Consider the following 20390-nt stretch of genomic DNA (forward strand, 5'->3'; position numbering starts at 1 on the left):
CACCCCATCCGCTTCCCGCAAGCCGAAATCCGCTAACCAATCTACCTTCTAATTGTATACTATACTATGTTTCGAGATTGCGGACAGGCATGATCAAGGAAGAAACGCAAAAAAACGCGCACATTCCTGGCCGGAATGTACGCGTCAGCTATTTGGTTGCGATTAGTTGATGAAATTCAAGTAGTGGAGCATCCGATATAAGAGAACGGTGCTTTGGGCCCGCGTGGCAAATGCCTGCGGAGCGAACGCTGCATTCCCGATGCCTTCGATCATGCCAGCGGCCAGCAGCTCGGCAGCCGGTCCCTGGGCCCAGCCGGATACCTCGGCATGATCCGAGAAACGTTCTAACACGGAGGCGTCCTGCTGCGGAAGCTCTCCTGCGTACCGGACAGCTCTGCCCAGCATAACCGCCGCCTGCTCTCGCGTGACCCCAGCGTCCGGACGGAACGAACCGTCGGCATAGCCTTCAATCAGGCCCGCCGCGGAAGCCGCTCCAACCGCACCCGCGTACCACGCTTCGTTCGGCGCAACATCAGAGTAAGAAGCTCGCTGCGGCTTATCGGCCAGTTCGAGCGCACGGGCGAGCATCGCTACGAACTCGGCGCGGGTCACCGTACGGTTGGGGTCTAACCTGCCGTCAGCCGATCCGTTCACGATCAGCTTGTTCGCCATCCGCTCGATATCGTCTTGCGCCCAATGCCCCCGGATATCCTCGAAGGTTCGGTTAGAGCGTACCGCAGTGTATATGCCGTTATGCGCGCTGTACAAAGTCGCCGTCTCCCTTTCGAAAACGGACGGGACATAGTGCAGCTTCCCAGCATCATCCACCCGGATGACCGTGGAACGATTAGGATCAGCCACAGCGTTCATTGAGAATGTCCGCTCCATGTACGTGCCCTCGGCTTCAAGTCTCTCATCACCATCGCCGTACAAGTCAAAGCTCGTCGGTTCCGCCAGCATGACGTACCCTTGGCGGGCCAGCTCTTCCTCCAGCTCGCGGTTTGCAGACTTCGTCATTTTCGCAATGGCGATCGTTACAGTCGCTCGATTCGGAAGGTCGCTTAGAACGTGCAGCGGAACGCTGTAGCTTGCGCCGTTCACCCCAATCCGAATGGCGGCGTTCGGCCTCGCCGCAAGGAGATCCTGCAGCGCTTCCGCCGGAAGATCCACCTTCACCACCGGCTCTTCATTGTCGATGTCGATGACGATTTCATCCCCGCCGGCAGCCCACGACCGAACCAGCTCGGAGCCCGGGATAAGCCGTAGAACGGTGCGTCCGTCCTGCTCCTGCTCTTTCTTGATGGTCACCCGAACGTGTTGACCGTTGATCCTTACGGTCATCCTTGGATCCGGCACAGGGGCAGGGGCGGGAACAGAAACCCAGCCATAGGATGGGGATTCAACGGGTTCAGGGGTCTCCAGTACAGGTGGATTGGCAGCGCTCAGATCGATGCGTCCTACATCCGCTGTCTCACCCGCTAAGACATTCACGGTTGTCGTATGGCTGCCATAACCCTCTGCCGTCACCGTAAGCGCATGGATGCCTGCGGTCACGTTCGTTAGCGCAAAATCCCCATTAGCGTAGGTGACGTCCGTTACGCCGCCGGCCGATACCGATGCACCAGTCAGCGGCGTATTACCAATGCCATATACCGAGCCGATGACCGTCCCTGTTGCCACAGGCGCTGACTGCACCATAACCGTAGCGGAAGCCGTGTACCCGCCATCGGCCGTTGTCACCGTAATGATCGCCGTACCTTCAGCGATCGGCGTCACCTCGCCGCTCTGGCTCACCGCCGCGACGGCTGGGTCGCTGGAGGCCCAGGCGACCGCAGGGTTTGTCGCATTCACCGGCGTAAGGACGGCTGTCAGCTTCTGCGAAGCCGCTCCTACGGCAAGGGTTAGCTCCGTCTGATCCAGCGTCACTCCCGTAACGCGGACCTGGTCTTGAATGTGAGCTGCTTCTACCTGGACGCTGCTCCATGCCTCGATGGACTTCTGTTCATCCACCTCAAATACCTGAAGATATTGACCCGGAATCGGATGCAAAATATCCGAGCCTAGCGAGTATAGGACCGCTTCGCCAGGCAGCGCACCCCCCCTTAGGGGACGCACACCGGCATCTGGCCCGAGCAGATATGCAAACATGTGGCCGGGATCGCTCGGGACCGCCGTCACGCTTGTCGACCCGTTCACGCTGCCTGGACTAACGACAAATTCGTCGATGTCAGGAGCAGATTCATCCACGTGCAGGGTCAACACCGTGCTGACCGTGCTTCGGCCCGCATCGGTTGCCGAAATCGCAACCGTGAATGTGCCGCTCTCCTTAGGACTGCCTTCGATCATGCCATAGGCTGTCATCGATAGGCCATCCGGAAGTCCGTAGGCATTCCATGTCAGCCCGCCCCTTGAACCATCGAAAGCGTCCATCGCAATCGAATAGGGGGCGTCCTTGATTGCCCGCGGAAGATCGGTCGTCAAGATGCCTGGGCGTAAATAAGGATAGCCGCCATTGACGCCAGCATCCATGGCCCAAAGATCGGTGAAGTCCCAGCCGTGATAGTTGGAGGCTGCCTTCATGTCATTGGTCGTAAGGCCCGTGAGATGAGGCGAGCCTATGATATCCCCACTCCCCACGCCAGTGGTTAAGGACGATGCCGCGATATCATAATACGAGGCGTTGATCGTGGCAACCGCCATGGTTCCGATAAAACCGCCCACGGCGTAATAGATAGCGCTTCCGGATTGCATGACGGCAGCCGAAGAATAGCTGTTGGCAATGGTTCCGTATATCAGTTGTCCGGCTAAACCGCCCCCAAAATAATAGTAACCTCCCCCCGAATTCGTTACCGTTCCGGTGGCATACGAGTCGTTGATCGTGCCCGCTCCCTGAGATCCGACCAACCCTCCGGCATACTGATTGGGGGTATCTCCGCTCTTCACGGCAGCGGATGAAGATGAGCGGAGAATGCTCGAATCGCCATTGGCCGCTCCGGCCAACCCGCCTGCAGCACTCACGTAACCCGTATCTCCGGCCGTAACCGTGCCCTGCGAATGCGAGTTGATGATGCTGCCGCCGATCAGATGACCCACCAATCCGCCGGCATAGCTGCCACCGTTCACTTGAACCGTAACGTCCAGATTACGGATCGTACCCGAAACACGGCCGAAGAAGCCGGTAAACTGCAAAGCTCCTCCATCAATGGTGAGGCCTTTGATCCGGTATCCCCTTCCGTCGAAAATGCCGCTGAAGACGGTCGCTTCATCGGCTAAGGGCACCCAATCGTATCCGGTCATATCGATGTCGCCGGTCAATCGGATATTCCGATCCAGATAGGACGCTTGATTCCGATCGATATAGGCCAGTTCCTCTGCGGTCCCGACCCACACCCAACCGTCCGCTTCGGACGGAATCGAGGCGCTACCGGACCGGACCACAGACGCAGCGGAAGCCAAGGGAGCAAGCACCGCCGAAAAAATGAGCAGTACCGCCAGCATGATGGACATTTTTTTCATAAACCCGTTTCTCCTTTTACATCAGCGAAGTCAAGCGATGAGTCGTAGATATACTCCGTGATCTGATAGATTCAACATCTTCAATCAGTGTAAACCAATTGTCGATCAAGAACTGTCTCATTTTTGTTTCATGTTCAAGGAGGGCTGTTATAAACGAAAACCGAGCCAATCCCAGAGGCCGACCCTGCGTTCCGCTTCCATTTTCTGAAATATATATGTCATTTTCTGAAATTCATCAGTCCTATTTTTCTAAGACAAGAGGCTGATATTCGGTTTGCAAAAATAAAGCGCATGAGGCGAAATCAAGAGGAACGGGGCCTAATTAATGACGTTTTTGTAATCTTTAGACCTAATTTTGTGACGCTCTTGTCATTTTTAAAGCAGCGGCATCCAGGAAATGGGTGATGCACTTTCTCTAAAAGTGCGTTAGTCTAATTGCCGGGAGATCAACCGATTTACCAAGGAGGGATGCCGCGGCACATCGGATGGACACCCAGTCTTGCCAGTTCTTCTATCCTGCAAACCCCAACAAGTTGACGGGGCGAAGTACCAGCACCTTAGATTATGCAGCATGCTGCGGCCACCATCATTAACAGGGAGGAAGGCTGCAGGCTATTCCCTATTTTCCAACTATTCCTATGGGAAAATATATTTTCAGGTGACTGGGCGGATAAGGGGAACACCCATTTAGACCCCTATGATCGCTTGAAATCAAAACGATCACGAGATGTACCGGTACATAGTACGGCGCATGCCATAGAAATGCGTGAAGGGGCAAAAGCCAAAAATAAGGAGGAGCTTATACCATTGAAGTTAAGATCACGATTATTCTCTAAACTTGTTGCACTTACCGTTATTGGAGCCATCGCTGCCGCTCCGCTGCAGATTGCAAACGCAGAATCGAATGATGGAGGAGCGCGTCCGTGGATGAACACATCTCAATCCGCCGAGAAACGCACGGAGCTATTGCTTGACGCCATGACGCTATCCGAGAAAATTGATTTTGTTACCGGGAACGTCAATAACAATTACGGGTTTTATAACGCTCCTATTGAGCGGCTTGGCATTCCCGCGTTAACGATGGCCGACGGGCCGACCGGCGTGCGGGTCGCCAATCCGGAAATTCAGGATAAACAATCGACGGCTCTCCCTACTCCGATTGCGCTGGCCGCAACCTGGAACACGACAACCGCTTCGGAGTACGGAGACCTGGTGGGCAATGAATCCTTTAACACCACCCATAACGTCCTGCTCGGTCCTGGATTCGATATTGCCCGTCTGCCTTGGGGCTCCCGGAATTTCGAATCCATGGGGGAAGATCCTTTGCTGCAGTCGAAGATGGGCGTTGCTTATGTCAATGCGGTGCAAAAATATCCGGTTATCGCGACAGCCAAGCATTTTCTGTTGAACAACCAGGAAACCGACCGTTTCACGGTGAACTCGATCGCTAGTGAACGCGCGATGCAGGAAGTATACCTGCGTCCATTCGCCGCAGCCATCGAGAAAGCCAGCCTGGGCTCGGCCATGTGCTCCTTCAATGAGATCAACGGCACGCCGGCCTGCGAAAATAAAGAGGTCTTGACTACGATGCTCCGAGACCAGTTGAACTTCAATGGTTTCGTCATGAGCGACTACGGCGCCAACCTGAGCACGGCTCCTTCGGCCAACGCGGGTCTTGACTTGGAAACCCCCGGGGACCCTTACGGATTTTGGGGCTCTAAGCTCATGAACGCCGTCCAAAACGGCGAAGTCTCTGAGGACGTCATTGACGAGATGGTAAGCAATATTCTGTATCAGATGTTTGACAAGGGGCTGTTTGATCATCCGGCGGTAAATAAACAGATTCCGGCAGCCGAGCATGGAGCGAAAGCACAGCAGATTGCCGAAGAGAGCATGGTGCTTCTGCAAAACAAAGATAATGCTCTGCCGCTGAAAGCAGACAGCCTGAAATCGATCGCCGTTATCGGTCCGGATGCGGACAACTATGCAACGGTTGGCGGCAGCTCGCTTGTGAAGCCGACTTATACGGTAAGCCCGCTGGAGGCCATCCGCAAACGTGCCGGAAAGGGCGTTGAAGTGAAATATGCAGCCGGTACCGATCCGATTTCCACCGCGGATATTATGAATGGACCATCGGCCATTCCATCTTCGATGCTAAGCCCCGTTGATGAGAACGGTAATGTAATTCAAGGCGAGCATGGACTTCGCGCGGAATATTTCAATAACACGAATCTCGAAGGTCAACCTTCCGTGGTACGCACGGATGGCCAAGTGAATATGAACCTTGGTTTTTATAATTATGACGGATTAAACGGACAGTCCTCCAAGCTGACTCCCGTCCCTGGCGATTTGAACGGCAGAATGTCGGCACGCTGGACCGGCGCGATTGCAGCCCCACAGGACGGCGAATACACCCTGTCGCTCTCGAGCTTCGGCTCCAGCAAGCTGTATTTCGACGGCAAGCTTCTGATCGATAATAAAGGTGAGAAGGTGGCTACCGAGAAAGCGACGCTGCAGCTAAAAGCCGGCGAAAGCCACGACGTGCGCATTGAATACCGCACGGATTGGACGGACGGCGACAGCGATTTTGGCGGACTGGTCCGCTTCGGCTGGGAAGCACCGGAAGAGGTAACCGATTCGAAGATGCAGAAGGCTGTTGATCTTGCGGGTAAATCCGACGTTGCCGTCGTGGTGACGCGTACCTATGAAAGCGAAGGGTACATCGACCGTTCCGACCTGGATCTTCCGAATAACCAGGAGCAATTGATCAAGAAGGTGGCTGCAGCTAATCCGAATACGATCGTGGTTCAAATGAGCGGCAGAGCCGTGCAAATGAACGGCTGGCAAGATGACGTTAAATCCATCGTGCAAGCCTGGTATGCCGGGCAGGAGCAGGGTGACGCCATCGCCAGCGTGCTGTTTGGCGACGTGAATCCATCCGGTAAACTGCCGATTACGATTCCTGTCGACGAGCATTCCACCCCGGTTTCGGATGAAAAGCAATTCCCTGGAGTAAACGGAGACGCGGAATACTCTGAGGACATTTTCGTGGGATATAAGGGGTATGAGAAAGAAGGCATCCAACCAGCGTTCGCGTTTGGTCACGGCCTGTCCTACACGACCTTTGACTATAGAAATCTGAAGACGAAAGCTAAAGGGAATGGGCAGGACTCCACGATTGAAGTCTCGCTGAACCTCCGGAATACGGGAGCTGTAACGGGCGCGGAGGTTGTACAAGTCTATGCAGGCAAGCTTCCGACCAGCGTAGCAACACCGTCCAAACAGCTGGCCGGCTTTGCCAAAGTCGAGCTTAAACCGGGCAAACAGCAGCGCGTAACGGTTAAGCTTGATCCTAAGGCCTTCTCATATTGGGATGAAAATAAAAAGACCTGGGTTATGCCTTCCGGACAAGTGCCGATCTATGTAGGCGGCGCCTCCGACGACATTCGCCTTACAGGCAGCGTCGCTGTTAAAGGCTCCGGCAAATAACCATACGATTCATTCATTCTATTCATCAATTCTTAGCCTGGGGCGTTTTCGCCCCAGGACTTTTTGTTAGGAGATAAGGAGGAGCGGAATTTGAAACTAACGGAGAAGAGGACGGTATTGGAAGTCAAGACCGCGGCCAAAGCCGTAACAGAGACCAAGCTCCTATCCGGCCGGGCGAATAAACCGGGAAGCACACAGCGGCGCAGACGGTTCCTGCTCAGTCTGCTGCTGCTCGTTCTCCTGCTGCTGATCTGTTCTATAGCCATCCCACCCGGTACAGAAGGCGAAATCTCTTCCGAGGTATGGCTAACGACCGGCGATCAGACCAACCTGCTCACCCAAAAGGAGCCCGTCGCATTCACGAATCAAGCTTCAAGCCAGGAAACCCTCAACATCAAGGTGAATCCGGAAATCCGTTATCAAACCATGGACGGTTTTGGCGCAGCGATTACCGGCTCTTCGGCGTATCTGATCAACCATACCATGACCGAAGCTCAGCGAAGTTCCCTTCTGGGCGATTTGTTTACGGAAGAAGGCATCCGCCTCAGCTTTGTCCGACATACGATCGGCGCTTCCGATTTTTCCGTGGATGAACAAGGCCGCCCGAGCAGCTATACGTATGACGATATCGAATCGGGAATGGATTACGGCATGGAGCACTTTTCAATAGCTAAGGATGCGGATGTGGTCTCCCTGCTGCAAAAAATCCTGAAGAAAAACCATGCGGTCAAAATACTGGGCACCCCCTGGACCGCCCCGCCGTGGATGAAATATGGGGAGAAGACATACAACGGCTGGTATTTGGATTATACCAATCCCAAGGTTTATGCCGCTTATGCGGATTATTTCGTGAAATACATTCAGGCGTATGAGGCATCGGGAATTCCGATTTACGGCCTGACGGTTCAGAACGAACCGGCATTCACGTCGCCGGACTATCCAAGCATGAGCATGGGTGCCGAGGAGCAGGCACGGTTCATCCGGGATTACCTCGGCCCCGCCTTTACCAAGCAAGGGATCGGGACTAAAATTATCGCTTTCGACCATAATTGGGGACTTGGGGAAGCGTACGCCCGACAAGTTCTTGGAGACGCAGGAGCCGCTTCGTATATCGACGGAACCGCGTACCATTGTTATGAAGGCTCCGCGGAGGCCATGTCGGCCGTTCACCATGATTTTCCGGACAAAAATATATACCTTACAGAATGCAGCGGCGGACAATGGAGCCCGGACTTTGGCGACAACCTTAGCTGGCAAATGGACCACCTGATCGTCGGTGCACCGCGAAATGCCGCCAAAACGGTTCTTTTCTGGAACCTGGCGCTGGACCCCAGCGGGGGGCCGACCAACGGAGGCTGCAAGGACTGCCGAGGTGTGATTACGGTGAATCCTGCAACGGGAGACGTGGAGAAAAACGTGGAATATTATGCTCTCGGGCATGCCAGCAAATTTGTGGATCCCGGGGCTGTCCGGATCGCATCTACTCGTTACAAAGGTTTATTAGAAACCGTGGCATATGAGAATCCCGACGGCTCCCTTGTCCTGATCGGCGCCAATCCAGGAGCCGAGGAGCTGCCCTTTAGCGTGGAATGGAACGGTAAAGCTTTCTCTTACAGCCTGCCTCCCCAAAGCGCCGTCACTTTTAAATGGCTGCCGGGTTCCGGGAGCCGCTCCTAAAAGGAAACGTTTAGCTTTCTTGGCTTTCTATTATTACTTCAAGGAAGCCTGTTATAAACAAAAAAAACCGAGCGAACCCCAGGGACCGGCCCTGCTCTTCGCTCGGTTATTTCTGCTTCAAGTTAGTTCCTGCACTTTGCATGCGGAATCCTTCCAAACATAAGCTGCATTAAAAACCGGAAATCATCCTAGAGATAGATGTCTTAACTTATCCGGATTCGCAACCGTATAGATTGTCTGAATTTTTTGATCGCGGTAAGCGAAGGAATATACGTATTGAACGGTTTCATCCAGCAGGAATCGGATCCCCGGGAGTCCGTTCACCATGAGGAAAGAGTACGTAAATCGGCCTGCATACGTTTTGATCAGGAATTGATGGAATTTCAGCACGAGCTCAAATCCAACCACAGGCACTTGCGCCGCTTTGACTTTGCCTCCGCCATCCGAGTAGAAAACCACATCTTCGCTAACCAGCTCTAGCAGTCTAGTCGTATCTCCCTGCAATAGCGATGCCACGAAATCCTTGATATGCTTCTCCGCCGTCGATACCGACGGTTGCTGGTCCGGATCGAAATGGATGCTCTTCTTGGCGCGATGGAAAATTTGCCGGCAGTTCGCGTTGCTCTTCCCGACCATATCGGCAATTTCTTCAAATGAATACTGGAAAATCTCCCGCAGGAGAAAAACCGCCCGTTCCATCGCATTCAGCTGCTGCAACAGCAATAGGTAGGCCGTGGAAATCGACTCTGAGCGCAAATACGTGTCGGAGGGATCGCCAACCGAAGCTCCATCCGAAGCCCCCCTCTCAATGAGAGGCTCCGGGAGCCAGGGGCCGACGTACAACTCCCTTTTTTTGACGGATGAGCGTAAAAGGTCCAGACACCGATTCGTAACGATTTTGTATAAATACGCCCGTTCATTTCGAATGGCATCCGCATCCTGAAGCCTTTCATAACTCAGGAAGGCCTCTTGTACGATATCCTCCGCATCCATGACGCTTCCGAGCATTCGATAGGCTAAAGAAAACAGCGGAGCTTTATAAAGCTTATACAATTCCTCGATGCTCATAAAGGTCAGTCCTTTCCTTCCGTTCAAGGGAGAGGATGTGTTGCACCGCTCTTTTGGCACTTGCCGTCGCGGCATCCACCAATAGTTCACCATGTGACGCCCAATCTCCTGCTACATATAAACCGCTAATTTCGGGAACGGCCGGTCCGGGATTAACACGTCCGTTCACATGCATAAAATCATGAGAAACCGTCATTTTCGGCAGGTATTGTTTGACAATCAGCTCTTCCCGCCACCCCGGCTGCACCAAATCCAGCATCCCCTCAAGCTCGCGCAAATCCTTATTCGGGTCGGTCTCTTTCCCTTGGTATTTCAGAACGGATATGACTTGCGCACCGTCGTCGCTTAGATAAGCGGCACGGGATTGATTGGAAAGAAAGACGGTTTGATCGATGCCGTATACAAATTGTTGTTTGGGTTTCGGTAGACGTCTCAATGCAACATCCAGGCAGGCTGCCGTGACTTCGATCGCTTGTTCTTTCCAGGTATGAAGGGCGGTTTTTTCTGAAAAAGGCACCAGCTGATGGGCAATCGAAGGCGGTGTGGCGAGAACGACATGGTGTGCGCCGATCTTCGCTCCATCCTTGCACAGCACGTGACGCACGCTGCCATCCTGGACATCGATGGACGTAACCAGGCTGTTCGTTACAAACCGCACGCCGAGATCGGATGCCTTTCTTCTTAACGCTTCGACCAATTCGCCCCAGCCTCGGTCCAGATACAACACACCTTTAAGGGCACTTTGAAGCTGCTTCAATGCAGGACCCGCTGCAGGCAAATCCGGCCCCACCACATAACTTGCGGTTCGCAGCAAAGAATAGAAAATATTACGCACCATCGGATCCCGCAAATTCGATTCGACCCATTCGCGAATACTGATGCGATCATAGGGATGAGTATCCATTTTGCCGAGTTTCCCCAGCCAGGCAGCAAGCTCCAGCTTCCCTTTCCAAGACAAGAGCGGGGTCGTGAATAAAGATTTCATATCCGTGGGCAAAATGCTCAATTTCCCCTTCCACACCCCATAACCTTCAATCGAGGGCTCCGCTCCCTGTACATGAATTCCCAAATCCATGAAAGTCGCGTAAGCATCTCCCTTATACAAGGCATGCCCGCCCAGATTGAAGTAAGCCCCTTTTTTCTTCATGGACATGGCCCGGCCGCCTAATCGTTCCTGTTTCTCAATGATGAGCGTTTGCTTCCCTGCTTTCGCTGCATAAATTGCAGCGGTCAACCCGGCAATCCCTCCGCCAACAACGACCACATCATACTGTTGCATCGTTCATCATTCCCTTCCGATTTTTACCTGTATGACGGGCAAGGGGTGCGGAGTGTGACAGGAATCGAAAAAAAATTATGATGCTTATCTTTCCGTGAAAATGAGAGCCGTCCCGAGAAGGGAGGCGCTCGGAACAAAAATATCTCCCCGGGCCGTCTCAACCACCGGGAATCCATTCGATTCAAGATGCCGCCGGGTAATGGCAAGGTCTCGCACCTTTACTGCATATCCGGCAAATCCCGGTGAGGACGTGAAGGCTTCTCCCGGGATCGTTTTCATATCATGGACCACATGCCCCATATGAAGGATTTTGTTAATTTCGGTCTTCATGGACAAGCGAGAGGCTCCAATGAATAAAATCCTTGTAACTTTCCAGCTTTTTTTACGTCATAAAGTATGACACCATATTTTGGAGGGAAATTCATGAAAAAAATATCGCAAATTTCAATCGCGCTGCTATGCAGTGCGGCTCTAATTGCTCCAAGCTACAACATATCTTCAGCAGCTTCAAAACAGGAACCACATGTAATCATCAACAACACAAGTCTATCCTCTGAAGATATACTTCTAAAAAACAACCAAGTATTTATTACCTTAACGGGAGCCAAGACTTTAGACGATTTAACGTTTAAGTGGAACAATAAGACAAAGCAAGTGACCGTCCAAGGAAAAGAGACTCATTTAATACTCACGATCAATAAAACAACTGCACAAAAGAATAGTGAACCCGTAAAACTTAGCTCCGCGCCGTTCATCCATAAAGGCAAGACCATGATTCCTTTGCGCTTTGTTACAGAAGCAATGAGCAGCTCCGTAACCTGGAATCAGGCGACCCAAACCGCATATATCACAAAAGCAAGTTCAAAACTGACCAAGGATTATAAAAGCGACGAGCTTAGTACTGCAAGAAATGCAGCCATAAATTTGCCAAGGGTTTCCCAACTACCGAAAGAATTTGAGCCGACATTGGATACGTTTAGTCTTCAATATTATTTTCCTGAACGGGAATCCGGCCAGTTCATAGAAGTAAATAATAACGTAGTTAGTTACTATAAAATTTCTAACCATACGGCTTACCTGAAATGGCAGGGCCTCCTGGGTGATAAACCAGGCACAGCAAACGACCTGTATTTTATTAATCGCATGTTAATAGATGAAGCTGGAACACTTCCGTCATTTAAGGGTACAACCTTTGCAAGCTTCCGTTGGATGCCTCATATTGGAGCTACGGGTTACAGCCTTATTAACAAACAAAACTGGAATAAGGTCACATATAAAGATCAGGAACTCGAGCAAAATCAAATGAAGGAAAATTATATTATCGTGGAAATTCCCGAAGAATAAATAATCTATTGTTTTACGTAAAAAAATGACTTATTCGGGTCCAAATGTTGAGGAAGATGATGTTTCAACGACATTTTATCGAGGAGGATTTATACGATGGGTCTTTACTACGAAGTTCATGGGAGTGGCAGGCCAGTTGTATTAATCCATAGCGGCGCTATGGATTCTCGTGATTGGAACTTTATTACGCCAAAGCTAGCTAAGATATTCAAAGTCATCATTTACGATGTACGTGGAGCCGGAAGGTCCCCAGTTCCAGAAGCACCAATTGACCATGTTGGGGACTTAAGGCAGCTATTAGCCGAACTTAACATTGACGAAGCTGTACTCATTGGTCATTCCCTAGGAGGTCAAATTGCTGTTGATTTCTCTCTGACCTATCCGAGCATCGTGTCTAAACTCGTATTAATTGCTCCTGGCCTATCCGGGTATCAATTTTCTCCTGAGTATGCTGAACTAGAGAAACAAGCTGCCAAAGCGTTGCCGGACGTCAATAAAATGATTGATCTAACATTGAGCGAACCTTCCTGGAGCATTTCACCAGGAGAAGCCTATGATTTACTACGTGAAATGATGAGACACAACATTCAAAAGACATTTGAATGGAAAACTTACGAAACGGTTTCCTTACCTCCCGCATTAGGAAGGTTGGACGAAATTCAGGCAGAGGCTTTATTATTGATCGGCGAGAATGAATCCAAAGATCTTTTCCGCATAGCTGAGTTATATAATCAAATTCCTAAAATTAAAGTCGTTCGAATACCTGGCGCGAATCATATCATTACCCTGACCCATCCTGACGACATTTGCGAACATATCCTCCATGATTTGAGTCTTCATAAACAGGAAGGTCAATAAATGTAGAAACGAAACTCTTCATTAACAGAAGGCATCCCGCTTTGTCTCCAAAAACGAAATGTAATCATAAAAAAACTGCACCTCCGTTGTTAGTTCTGTCAAACAATAGGGGTGCGGTTCCATTATCACTATCATATGTTTCTGATGCTCACTCTATGGGGTGCTCTCCCCAAGTTGGGGAGAGCCATTGCTCCGCATTTATTTGAACTCTTGCCCGGTTTGCCCGATTTTTCTTTTCATAAATATGGCCACTTCCCCATCTACAACATCATCATTGGTGTAATGAGATAAATCAATGCCTTCGATTTCAAATCCACATTTTCTGTAGAACCTTATAGCATTTACGTTCGTGTTTTGCGTCTCCAGGTTTATTGCTCTTATTCCGTTTCCTTCTGCAAGACGTACTAATTCATCCATCAATTGTTTGCCAACATGCATTCTTCTACAGTCTTCCGAGACTTGGAAATGCCAAATCAAAACGGTATTATTCCACTTTATTTCCTCAGCGATTACGACCCCGATTAATCGAGTACCTATGTATGCTCCTAGTGAATATCCCATGGGGACGATCTTGCTGTAAAGCTCCAAATCATCTTCACTGTCTGTATATTCTTTGTGATACGGTGCTTCAAGCTCTACTAATTGAATGTCGATCGTGGTTCTCTCTTCATTTTCAATTTTGGTCACCTTGTACTTTGCGTTTGAGGAATATCCACACTCCCCAAGTTCAGTTTGTTCTTCGTCCGTGAACCTATGAATCGGTTTAATGCATATAGCTTCTATGGAAATCACCCTCTATAAAAATAATCCCGACTGTCCCGCTGCCTAAAGACACGTGCACGTCATGTACAGACTACGATGCATTAGTCGTTGTGGTTGTATCCTAGCTTTTAATAAAAACAATCTTCACGCCTACCACCTGATCCTGCCCATTCACCGCCTTGTACACGCCGTACGCCCCGTCGCCAATGCCGGTACGCGAGACAACGCCTCCCTCGAGAACACCCGCCTCTTCCCCGCTTTCGGTGATATCACAGCAGGCATAATACCATTCCGTATCCGTGCCGTCCGATGATCCTTCCGCATCCGGAATCCGGTATTTGTGAATATCAAAAATCCCAGCCTGTCCGCTGTCCACCCCCGCCACGAAAGGACACTTGATCCACTCCAAGGATGCCCCTTGTTCCGCAACGGACTGATGGTATGCCGTCAGCTTGGCGTTGGCTTCACCCCAGTCCGGGATCTCCGCCTTCTCCACTTCCGAGACCCACGTTCCATTCAATGCAGGCTCCACTACACCCATAATGACGATGCTCGTATCTAATTCGTAACACGGATCAGCAACAACCAATTGTCCGGAAGTTACTTCGAAATTACCCAGTTGAATGATCAATGAGGATACCTCCCATAACCGCTTGGATTTACATCTATTCTATCATGGGTGCAAAGGAAAGTTTAATGACGCACCAGGATGGTTATCCATCAGGATAGGGTATTACAATCGCTCCTATTCGACATGTATCTACATCTATTCGCCTTTAGGGTATGGACGAATCCTTTTTGAAGGTCTATAATAACAACCACATTCCAAAAAACGAACATTAAGGCGGTAACCATGAGTAAATATATGCAATTATTTCAAGGCACGTCTTTTTCAAGCAAATCGCCCACAGAAATTCAAGTATTACGGGACCATCTGTATTGCATCAATGCCGACGGTATGATTGAGCGAATCGTCGCCCCGGAGGACGCCGAGTACGCGTCCTTGCTGGATGCGTATCAAGGCACTGACAAATTTCAACGGTTAGAGGCGGGTCAATATTTCTTGCCTGGTTTTGTCGACTTGCATGTGCATGCGCCGCAGTGGGCCCAATCCGGAACCGCATTAGACATCCCGCTCTACGACTGGTTAAATACGTACACCTTCCCGCTGGAATCGAAATTTTCCGATCTCGAGTTTGCGCGCAAGGTTTACGACGATGTGGTCAGCACCTTACTGGCCAACGGAACGACAACGGCCCTTTATTTTGCAACGGTGCATAAGGAAGCCAGCTTGCTGTTAGCCCAAATCTGTGCGAGCAAAGGCCAGCGCGGACTTGTTGGCAAAGTCGTCATGGACGATCCCGAGCAGAATCCGGAATACTACCGCGATGCGGACACATCCACCGCACTTGCGGATACGAAAGAATTTATTATCGCTGTACAGGAATTAGCCAAGACTACAAAACAAGGCGTCTATCCCGTCGTCACCCCACGATTCATTCCAAGCTGCACCGATGAGGGGCTTAGAGGCTTAGGCGAGCTGGCTGCCAAATATGACACCTATGTTCAATCCCACTGCAGCGAAAGCGATTGGGCGCACGGATATGTCAAGAATCGATTCCACAAGAACGATGCGTTTGCGTTACATGATTTTGGCCTGCTGCGGGATAAATCCGTTATGGCGCATTGCAATTTTCTGGAGGATCAGGATGCGGAGTTATTTGCGGACACCGGCACCGCGATTGCCCATTGTCCGATATCCAACGCGTATTTCGCCAACAGCGTCATCCCGGTCGCCCGTTTCCATGCCAAAAATGTCGAGATCGGCCTGGGCTCGGATATCTCCGGCGGCTTCTCGCCAAGCCTCTTCGATAATATTCGACAAGCGGTAATATCCTCGCGGATGCTGGAGGATGGCGTTAACCCTTCCCTTCCTGCCGAAGATCGCGGCGTACCCGATTCGCGCATTACGATCCATCAGGCATTCTATCTGGCAACGGCCGGCGGCGGGGATAGTCTGAGCTTGCCGATCGGTCGTATCCAGGAAGGCTATGCATGGGATGTGCAGGTGATCGATACGAGCATTCCATCCGCCAAGCTGCCGATTTTCGATGAGCATGAGGATGTGCACGATATTTTTCAGAAAATCATGTATTTGGCAAGACCTGAGCATATCCGCGAGGTGTGGGTGCAAGGGGACAAGGTTCATTCGCGTTAAGCATGATAGATCAATTAATCTAAACATTCGAGGTGTCCATCGGAGTGAAAACACAAGCAGACAAGCAAAATGACGCACAAACGAATTCACAGCAATTAACGGTTCCGCCCGACGGCAAAATTTCCTTCGGAAAATCCGCCATTCTCGGTTTGCAGCATGTCGTCGCGATGGACGTCTACGTCGTTCCGTTCCTGATTGCCATGTTAATCGGCTTAGCGCCCAATCAGTCCAGCGCCTTAATTCAATCCACGTTTATTGCGGCCGGGCTTGCCACGATCGTGCAGACGTACTTCTGTATGAAGCTGCCGATGGCGCAGGGTCCTTCCTATGTTCCGCTCGGCGCGATTGTCGCCATTTATGCCGCCAGCGGCGGCGGGGAGACGGGCTGGGGCTCGGTGCTGGGTGCCAGCTTGGTCGGTGCTGTTCTCGTGGTGATTTTGGGATATACGGGAATCTTCAATAAAATCGTGAAATCCTTCATCCCGCCGATTGTAGGGGGCACGATTATTTTCATTGTCGGTCTCTCGTTACTGCCGGTTGCCATCCGCGACAATATCTATGGCGCCACGGACGCTGCCATCAATCAGAACGTGCTGCTGGCGCTGATCTCAGCCGGTGCACTCCTTCTATTCGTGGCCCTCGGTTCATTGCTGCGAGCGAAAGGCGCGATCTTCCGAGTTACCTCCGTCATGATCGCGTTAATCATCGGATGCATATCGGCTAACTTCATGGGTGTCCTGGATTTCAGCGCTGTCGCAAGCGCCAAGTGGTTCAGCATGCCGCAGCTGCCGTTTAAGGACTTTGGCTTCTCATTTGATCTCTCGGCGATCATCACCATGGTCATCATTTACCTCGTGCTGTTGGCGGAAACGACAGGGACATGGTTTGCCATCAGCAACGTCATTGATAAACCGTTAACGGATAAGAACATTAACCGCGGGGTTATTGGCGAAGGGATTAGCTGTCTGATCGCTTCGGTACTCGGTTCAACGCCGGTTACCGGCTATTCCACCAATGCAGGCATTATTTCCATCACGGGTGTAGCCAGTCGCCGGGTTTTCCTTGCGGTAGGCGGATGGTTCGTCCTGTTCGGCTGTTCCGGTAAATTGGCTGCGCTGATCTCCTCGATCCCAACGGCTGTCATCGGCGGCGTATTCGCGATCGTCTGCGGCATCATCTCGATTAACGGAATCCAGGTCATGAAGAACGTAACCATTCGTGAAAAGGAAATGTACATTATCGCCATCCCGATGATCCTGACGTTGGCGCTAGTGCTCATTCCTAAAGATTTCTTATATACGCTTCCTACGTTCGTGCAATATCTATTGGGCTCCCCAATTCTGGCTGCTTCCCTTGCAGCGATTGTGTTGAATAAGTTACTGCCGAGCGCGAAGTAGGTTGTAAAGCGAGGCAAAAACGAGCGGATTATATGTAAGCTAAGCAGGACTGCCCCCAAAGCGGCTGCGTTCATCGCAGACTTTGGGGGTGTTTTTTATAGTTAGGGGATAAACACTTCGTTACACACAAAGTCTAGGAGCTTAGAAGATGCTTGCTGTTTATTAGGTGATGGCAGGTGTTTTATATTTCCGCATGTTGGGCTGGGCAATTCACAAAAGAAAATAAGACCCTGCAACATATAAGCGCAGAGTCTCACCTGTTTATTTCATTTCAATTAGTCTTTTTATCCATTTAATCGTAATTTCATCTTGTACCTCTGGATTCATATCTGCAGGAAACTGTAAATATTGTTCTTCCGATGGCAACTTATGCAGTTGGCTCTGAATCGTAGCGTCAGTCGTGCTGTCATTGTAATATTCCGGGAAGCGAAATTCTTGTCCTTGAAGTGACCGATAAACGTGAAAACTGTACTTAATCCCATTCACTTCGCAAAAAGCATGTCCTTGAACTTTCGGATCACACCAGACATGCGTACCCTTCAATTTTTGCAAGGAAAGCATAAACCCATTCTTCTGCGCTTCCGTTAAATGAAAATCTTCCAAATAATACTTCATTGACACTCGATTAAAATTCGTATCGATAATCTGGTAGTTCAGAATTAACTCAGCGCCGCTTTTAAGAACAGGATTGAAATAATCCTCCTGAATCCTCCCCCTATACTTAAACAGTCGGCTCTGGACCAAGTAGTCGATATTGCTATGGTCTAAATTCCGACCAAATGTTAATAAAAATCTTCTCTTTTCCACTTTTATTCCGAACCCCATTTTGGAAGTGAATTTTGATACCGGTCAACATTTCCCTTATGATCTTTCCAATTATCTTTAGTATGATAATGCCACCGAGTGTGATTCTAGATTGAGAAGTATAAGTTATATTAAAACACAATTTAAGGCGCTGGCTAAACGCTTTTGCATTTACACGCAGCACTAAGATTCCGATTCGAACCTCCAACTAGGGCTGTACCCATCCAGAAGCTTCTTTGGTGCACAGGATCTCCACGCTCGTTCGAGATGCTCCAGCAGTTCCTTCGGGTCGACGGCCGAAAGGCGCACAAGCACATACGGAGCGTTGCGGTAATGATCTGTGATGTAATAGACATCGGGATCGAACTGCATCAAGAAGTCCCGCGTTTCGTAGTCCATTCTTAGTACGAGGGTAACCCCATCTTCGTGCAGACGCGCCAATAGCTTTCCTTTGATGCGATATGCGGGGGTTCCGTAAGAGGTCCCCTCTTCTACGGCCGGCAAGGATAGAGCAAGATTTCGAACGATATGAAAATGGTCGGACGGTTGAATCGCTCTCCCCCCTATCGTAACTCTTCCAATCGATCACCATTAATACATGCAGCTATCCACCAGACATGGCCAAAAGGATCCGTTAATCCGCCGCGGCGATCCCCATCATCATGATCTTTAAGCGGCTCCAGAACTTGGGCACCCGCAGCAATCGCTTGTTCGAATAAAGAATCAACGTCCTCAACATAGAGATACAGGTGAACCGACGCTCCTCCAAGCGCGCGCGGACTTCTTATATATGGAAACTCTTGAAACTCGTCCACAATCATGACGGGCGAGCTGCCGATCCTGATCTCGGCATGATGGATTTTCCCGTCTTCGTCTGTGATCCTCATCGACTCTGCAGCTCCGAAAGCCTTCTTATAGAACGCGATGGCATCCCCGGCATTTTGAATAATCATATACGGCGTAATCGTAGGATACCCCTCCGGCACCGGCTTTACATGGTTAATCTTGTTTTGTTCCATGATGGGCATGTCCTCCTCTTGTTTATGAGATGAATCCATTTTACGATCAGCCTGGCAGCCTATATTGTAAAAAATTTACCTCATTGAACAAGGGGGACATGGTTGCGATGCTCGCTTTGATGCTTCATGTAGGTTGTCGGATTAAGCCCGGAGAAGGCACGGAAATCGTGATTGAAATGAGCCTGGTCATAATAACCGCAGTCAAAAACAATATCCCCCCAATTGATCTGCTCGCCTCGATGAATGAGGTGCAGCACTTCCTGGAACCGCCGGATACGACCGAACAATTTGGGGGTCACTCCTACTTCGTTGCAGAACATTTGAATAAAATGTCTCTTACTAAAGCCGAGGTGCTGGCTTAAATCGGCAGTGCTTCGCATGCCGGGCAGCTTGTACATTTCCTTTAACGCATAGGACACGGCTGGATGGTGCTGCAATGGCTTTCGCACCATACTGAACATAAACTGTTCCATTAAACGGAATTTGATCTCCGGCGTATCCGCATCAAGCAGCTGATCACGCAATTCATTCGCTTCCGTACCCCAAAGCGTGTCCAAGGATACGACTTGGTCGTGCACCTCGGATGCGGGGAAGGATAGGAAGGGGAACAAGCCGCCCGGTTTAAAATGTACCCCCATGACATAAACCTGACTGGCCGTATCGATGACGACATATTCCGATTGCGATCCAGATAATATCGAACCGAAGAAAGTCTGGACGTGATGAAGGTTACGATTATATACTCGGAATTTGTCTTCATGAAGGTTGATGATCAATTCAGCACAACCGTCCGGCAAAACATGTTCCAGATTAAAGGAACGGTCGCATCCCTGGTACAACCAACAGAAGTCAATAAATCTGGATAGGGGCAAACTTGGAATATAGGTATGAAATACCATGATCACCACTTCCTCAACTTATAATTCCAAAATATTGTCCTGATTGTATAATAATACAAA

At 50.3% G+C, this 20390-nt stretch carries 15 protein-coding genes; 6 read left to right on the top strand and 9 right to left on the bottom strand.

Going from position 1 to position 20390, the window contains the following annotated elements; translation table 11 throughout:
- Positions 1-162: 162 nt before the first annotated feature.
- Complete coding sequence (locus tag NSQ46_RS24970) at positions 163-3516, bottom strand: S-layer homology domain-containing protein (protein ID WP_342575129.1); 3354 nt, start codon at positions 3514-3516, stop codon at positions 163-165.
- Between the two features lie 807 nt (positions 3517-4323).
- On the opposite strand from NSQ46_RS24970, the gene NSQ46_RS24975 reads away from it, so the two are divergent.
- Both NSQ46_RS24975 and NSQ46_RS24980 read left to right on the top strand, forming a co-directional pair.
- Positions 4324-7005 carry a glycoside hydrolase family 3 protein gene (locus tag NSQ46_RS24975; protein ID WP_210095358.1) on the top strand — a complete coding sequence of 894 codons (2682 nt, stop codon included), beginning with the start codon at positions 4324-4326 and terminating at the stop codon, positions 7003-7005.
- 90 nt (positions 7006-7095) lie between these two features.
- Positions 7096-8682 carry a glycoside hydrolase family 30 beta sandwich domain-containing protein gene (locus tag NSQ46_RS24980; protein WP_245256134.1) on the top strand — a complete coding sequence of 529 codons (1587 nt, stop codon included), beginning with the start codon at positions 7096-7098 and terminating at the stop codon, positions 8680-8682.
- A gap of 183 nt (positions 8683-8865) precedes the next feature.
- On the opposite strand, the gene sigJ is transcribed toward NSQ46_RS24980, so the two are convergent.
- From sigJ to NSQ46_RS24995, 3 genes are all read right to left on the bottom strand, one after another.
- Positions 8866-9750, bottom strand: a complete 885-nt coding sequence (gene sigJ / locus NSQ46_RS24985; protein WP_210095357.1) for an RNA polymerase sigma factor SigJ — start codon at positions 9748-9750, stop codon at positions 8866-8868.
- Entirely contained in the window at positions 9728-11029 is a 1302-nt protein-coding gene (locus NSQ46_RS24990) for an NAD(P)/FAD-dependent oxidoreductase (protein WP_342575131.1), read from the bottom strand. Before NSQ46_RS24990 ends, sigJ begins: the two co-directional genes overlap by 23 nt.
- Before the next feature lie 84 nt (positions 11030-11113).
- On the bottom strand, positions 11114-11365 hold the full coding sequence (locus NSQ46_RS24995) for a hypothetical protein (RefSeq protein WP_144870932.1): 252 nt from the start codon (positions 11363-11365) through the stop codon (positions 11114-11116).
- 87 nt (positions 11366-11452) lie between these two features.
- On the opposite strand from NSQ46_RS24995, the gene NSQ46_RS25000 reads away from it, so the two are divergent.
- Complete coding sequence (locus tag NSQ46_RS25000; protein WP_144870930.1) at positions 11453-12373, top strand: copper amine oxidase N-terminal domain-containing protein; 921 nt, start codon at positions 11453-11455, stop codon at positions 12371-12373.
- Positions 12374-12469: 96 nt separating this feature from the next.
- Positions 12470-13231 carry an alpha/beta hydrolase gene (locus tag NSQ46_RS25005; RefSeq protein WP_210095356.1) on the top strand — a complete coding sequence of 254 codons (762 nt, stop codon included), beginning with the start codon at positions 12470-12472 and terminating at the stop codon, positions 13229-13231.
- 198 nt (positions 13232-13429) lie between these two features.
- Here the strand turns inward: NSQ46_RS25005 and NSQ46_RS25010 are convergent, their stop codons facing one another.
- Both NSQ46_RS25010 and NSQ46_RS25015 read right to left on the bottom strand, forming a co-directional pair.
- Positions 13430-14023: a GNAT family N-acetyltransferase gene (locus tag NSQ46_RS25010; RefSeq protein ID WP_342575133.1), complete on the bottom strand. Its 594-nt coding sequence runs from the start codon at positions 14021-14023 to the stop codon at positions 13430-13432.
- Positions 14024-14114: 91 nt separating this feature from the next.
- Complete coding sequence (locus NSQ46_RS25015) at positions 14115-14624, bottom strand: DUF4241 domain-containing protein (protein ID WP_144870926.1); 510 nt, start codon at positions 14622-14624, stop codon at positions 14115-14117.
- Between the two features lie 222 nt (positions 14625-14846).
- Here NSQ46_RS25015 and guaD point away from each other — a divergent pair, with 222 nt between their 5' ends.
- Together guaD and NSQ46_RS25025 are read left to right on the top strand one after the other, a co-directional pair.
- A complete protein-coding gene (gene guaD / locus NSQ46_RS25020) occupies positions 14847-16211 on the top strand; it encodes a guanine deaminase (protein ID WP_342575135.1) in 1365 nt (454 codons plus the stop codon).
- 44 nt (positions 16212-16255) lie between these two features.
- Entirely contained in the window at positions 16256-17608 is a 1353-nt protein-coding gene (locus NSQ46_RS25025; RefSeq protein WP_342575137.1) for a solute carrier family 23 protein, read from the top strand.
- 261 nt (positions 17609-17869) lie between these two features.
- Here NSQ46_RS25025 and NSQ46_RS25030 read toward each other — a convergent pair whose 3' ends face one another.
- From NSQ46_RS25030 to NSQ46_RS25040, 3 genes are all read right to left on the bottom strand, one after another.
- Positions 17870-18415, bottom strand: a complete 546-nt coding sequence (locus NSQ46_RS25030; RefSeq protein ID WP_342575139.1) for a hypothetical protein — start codon at positions 18413-18415, stop codon at positions 17870-17872.
- 560 nt (positions 18416-18975) lie between these two features.
- Complete coding sequence (locus NSQ46_RS25035; protein ID WP_342575141.1) at positions 18976-19431, bottom strand: VOC family protein; 456 nt, start codon at positions 19429-19431, stop codon at positions 18976-18978.
- An 80-nt stretch (positions 19432-19511) separates the two neighbouring features.
- Positions 19512-20330, bottom strand: coding sequence for a helix-turn-helix domain-containing protein (locus NSQ46_RS25040; protein WP_007131136.1), 819 nt, complete (start codon positions 20328-20330; stop codon positions 19512-19514).
- Positions 20331-20390: the final 60 nt, after the last annotated feature.

It is taken from the genome of Paenibacillus sp. FSL M8-0142, from assembly GCF_038597315.1.
Taxonomy (GTDB): domain Bacteria; phylum Bacillota; class Bacilli; order Paenibacillales; family Paenibacillaceae; genus Paenibacillus_AQ; species Paenibacillus_AQ lactis.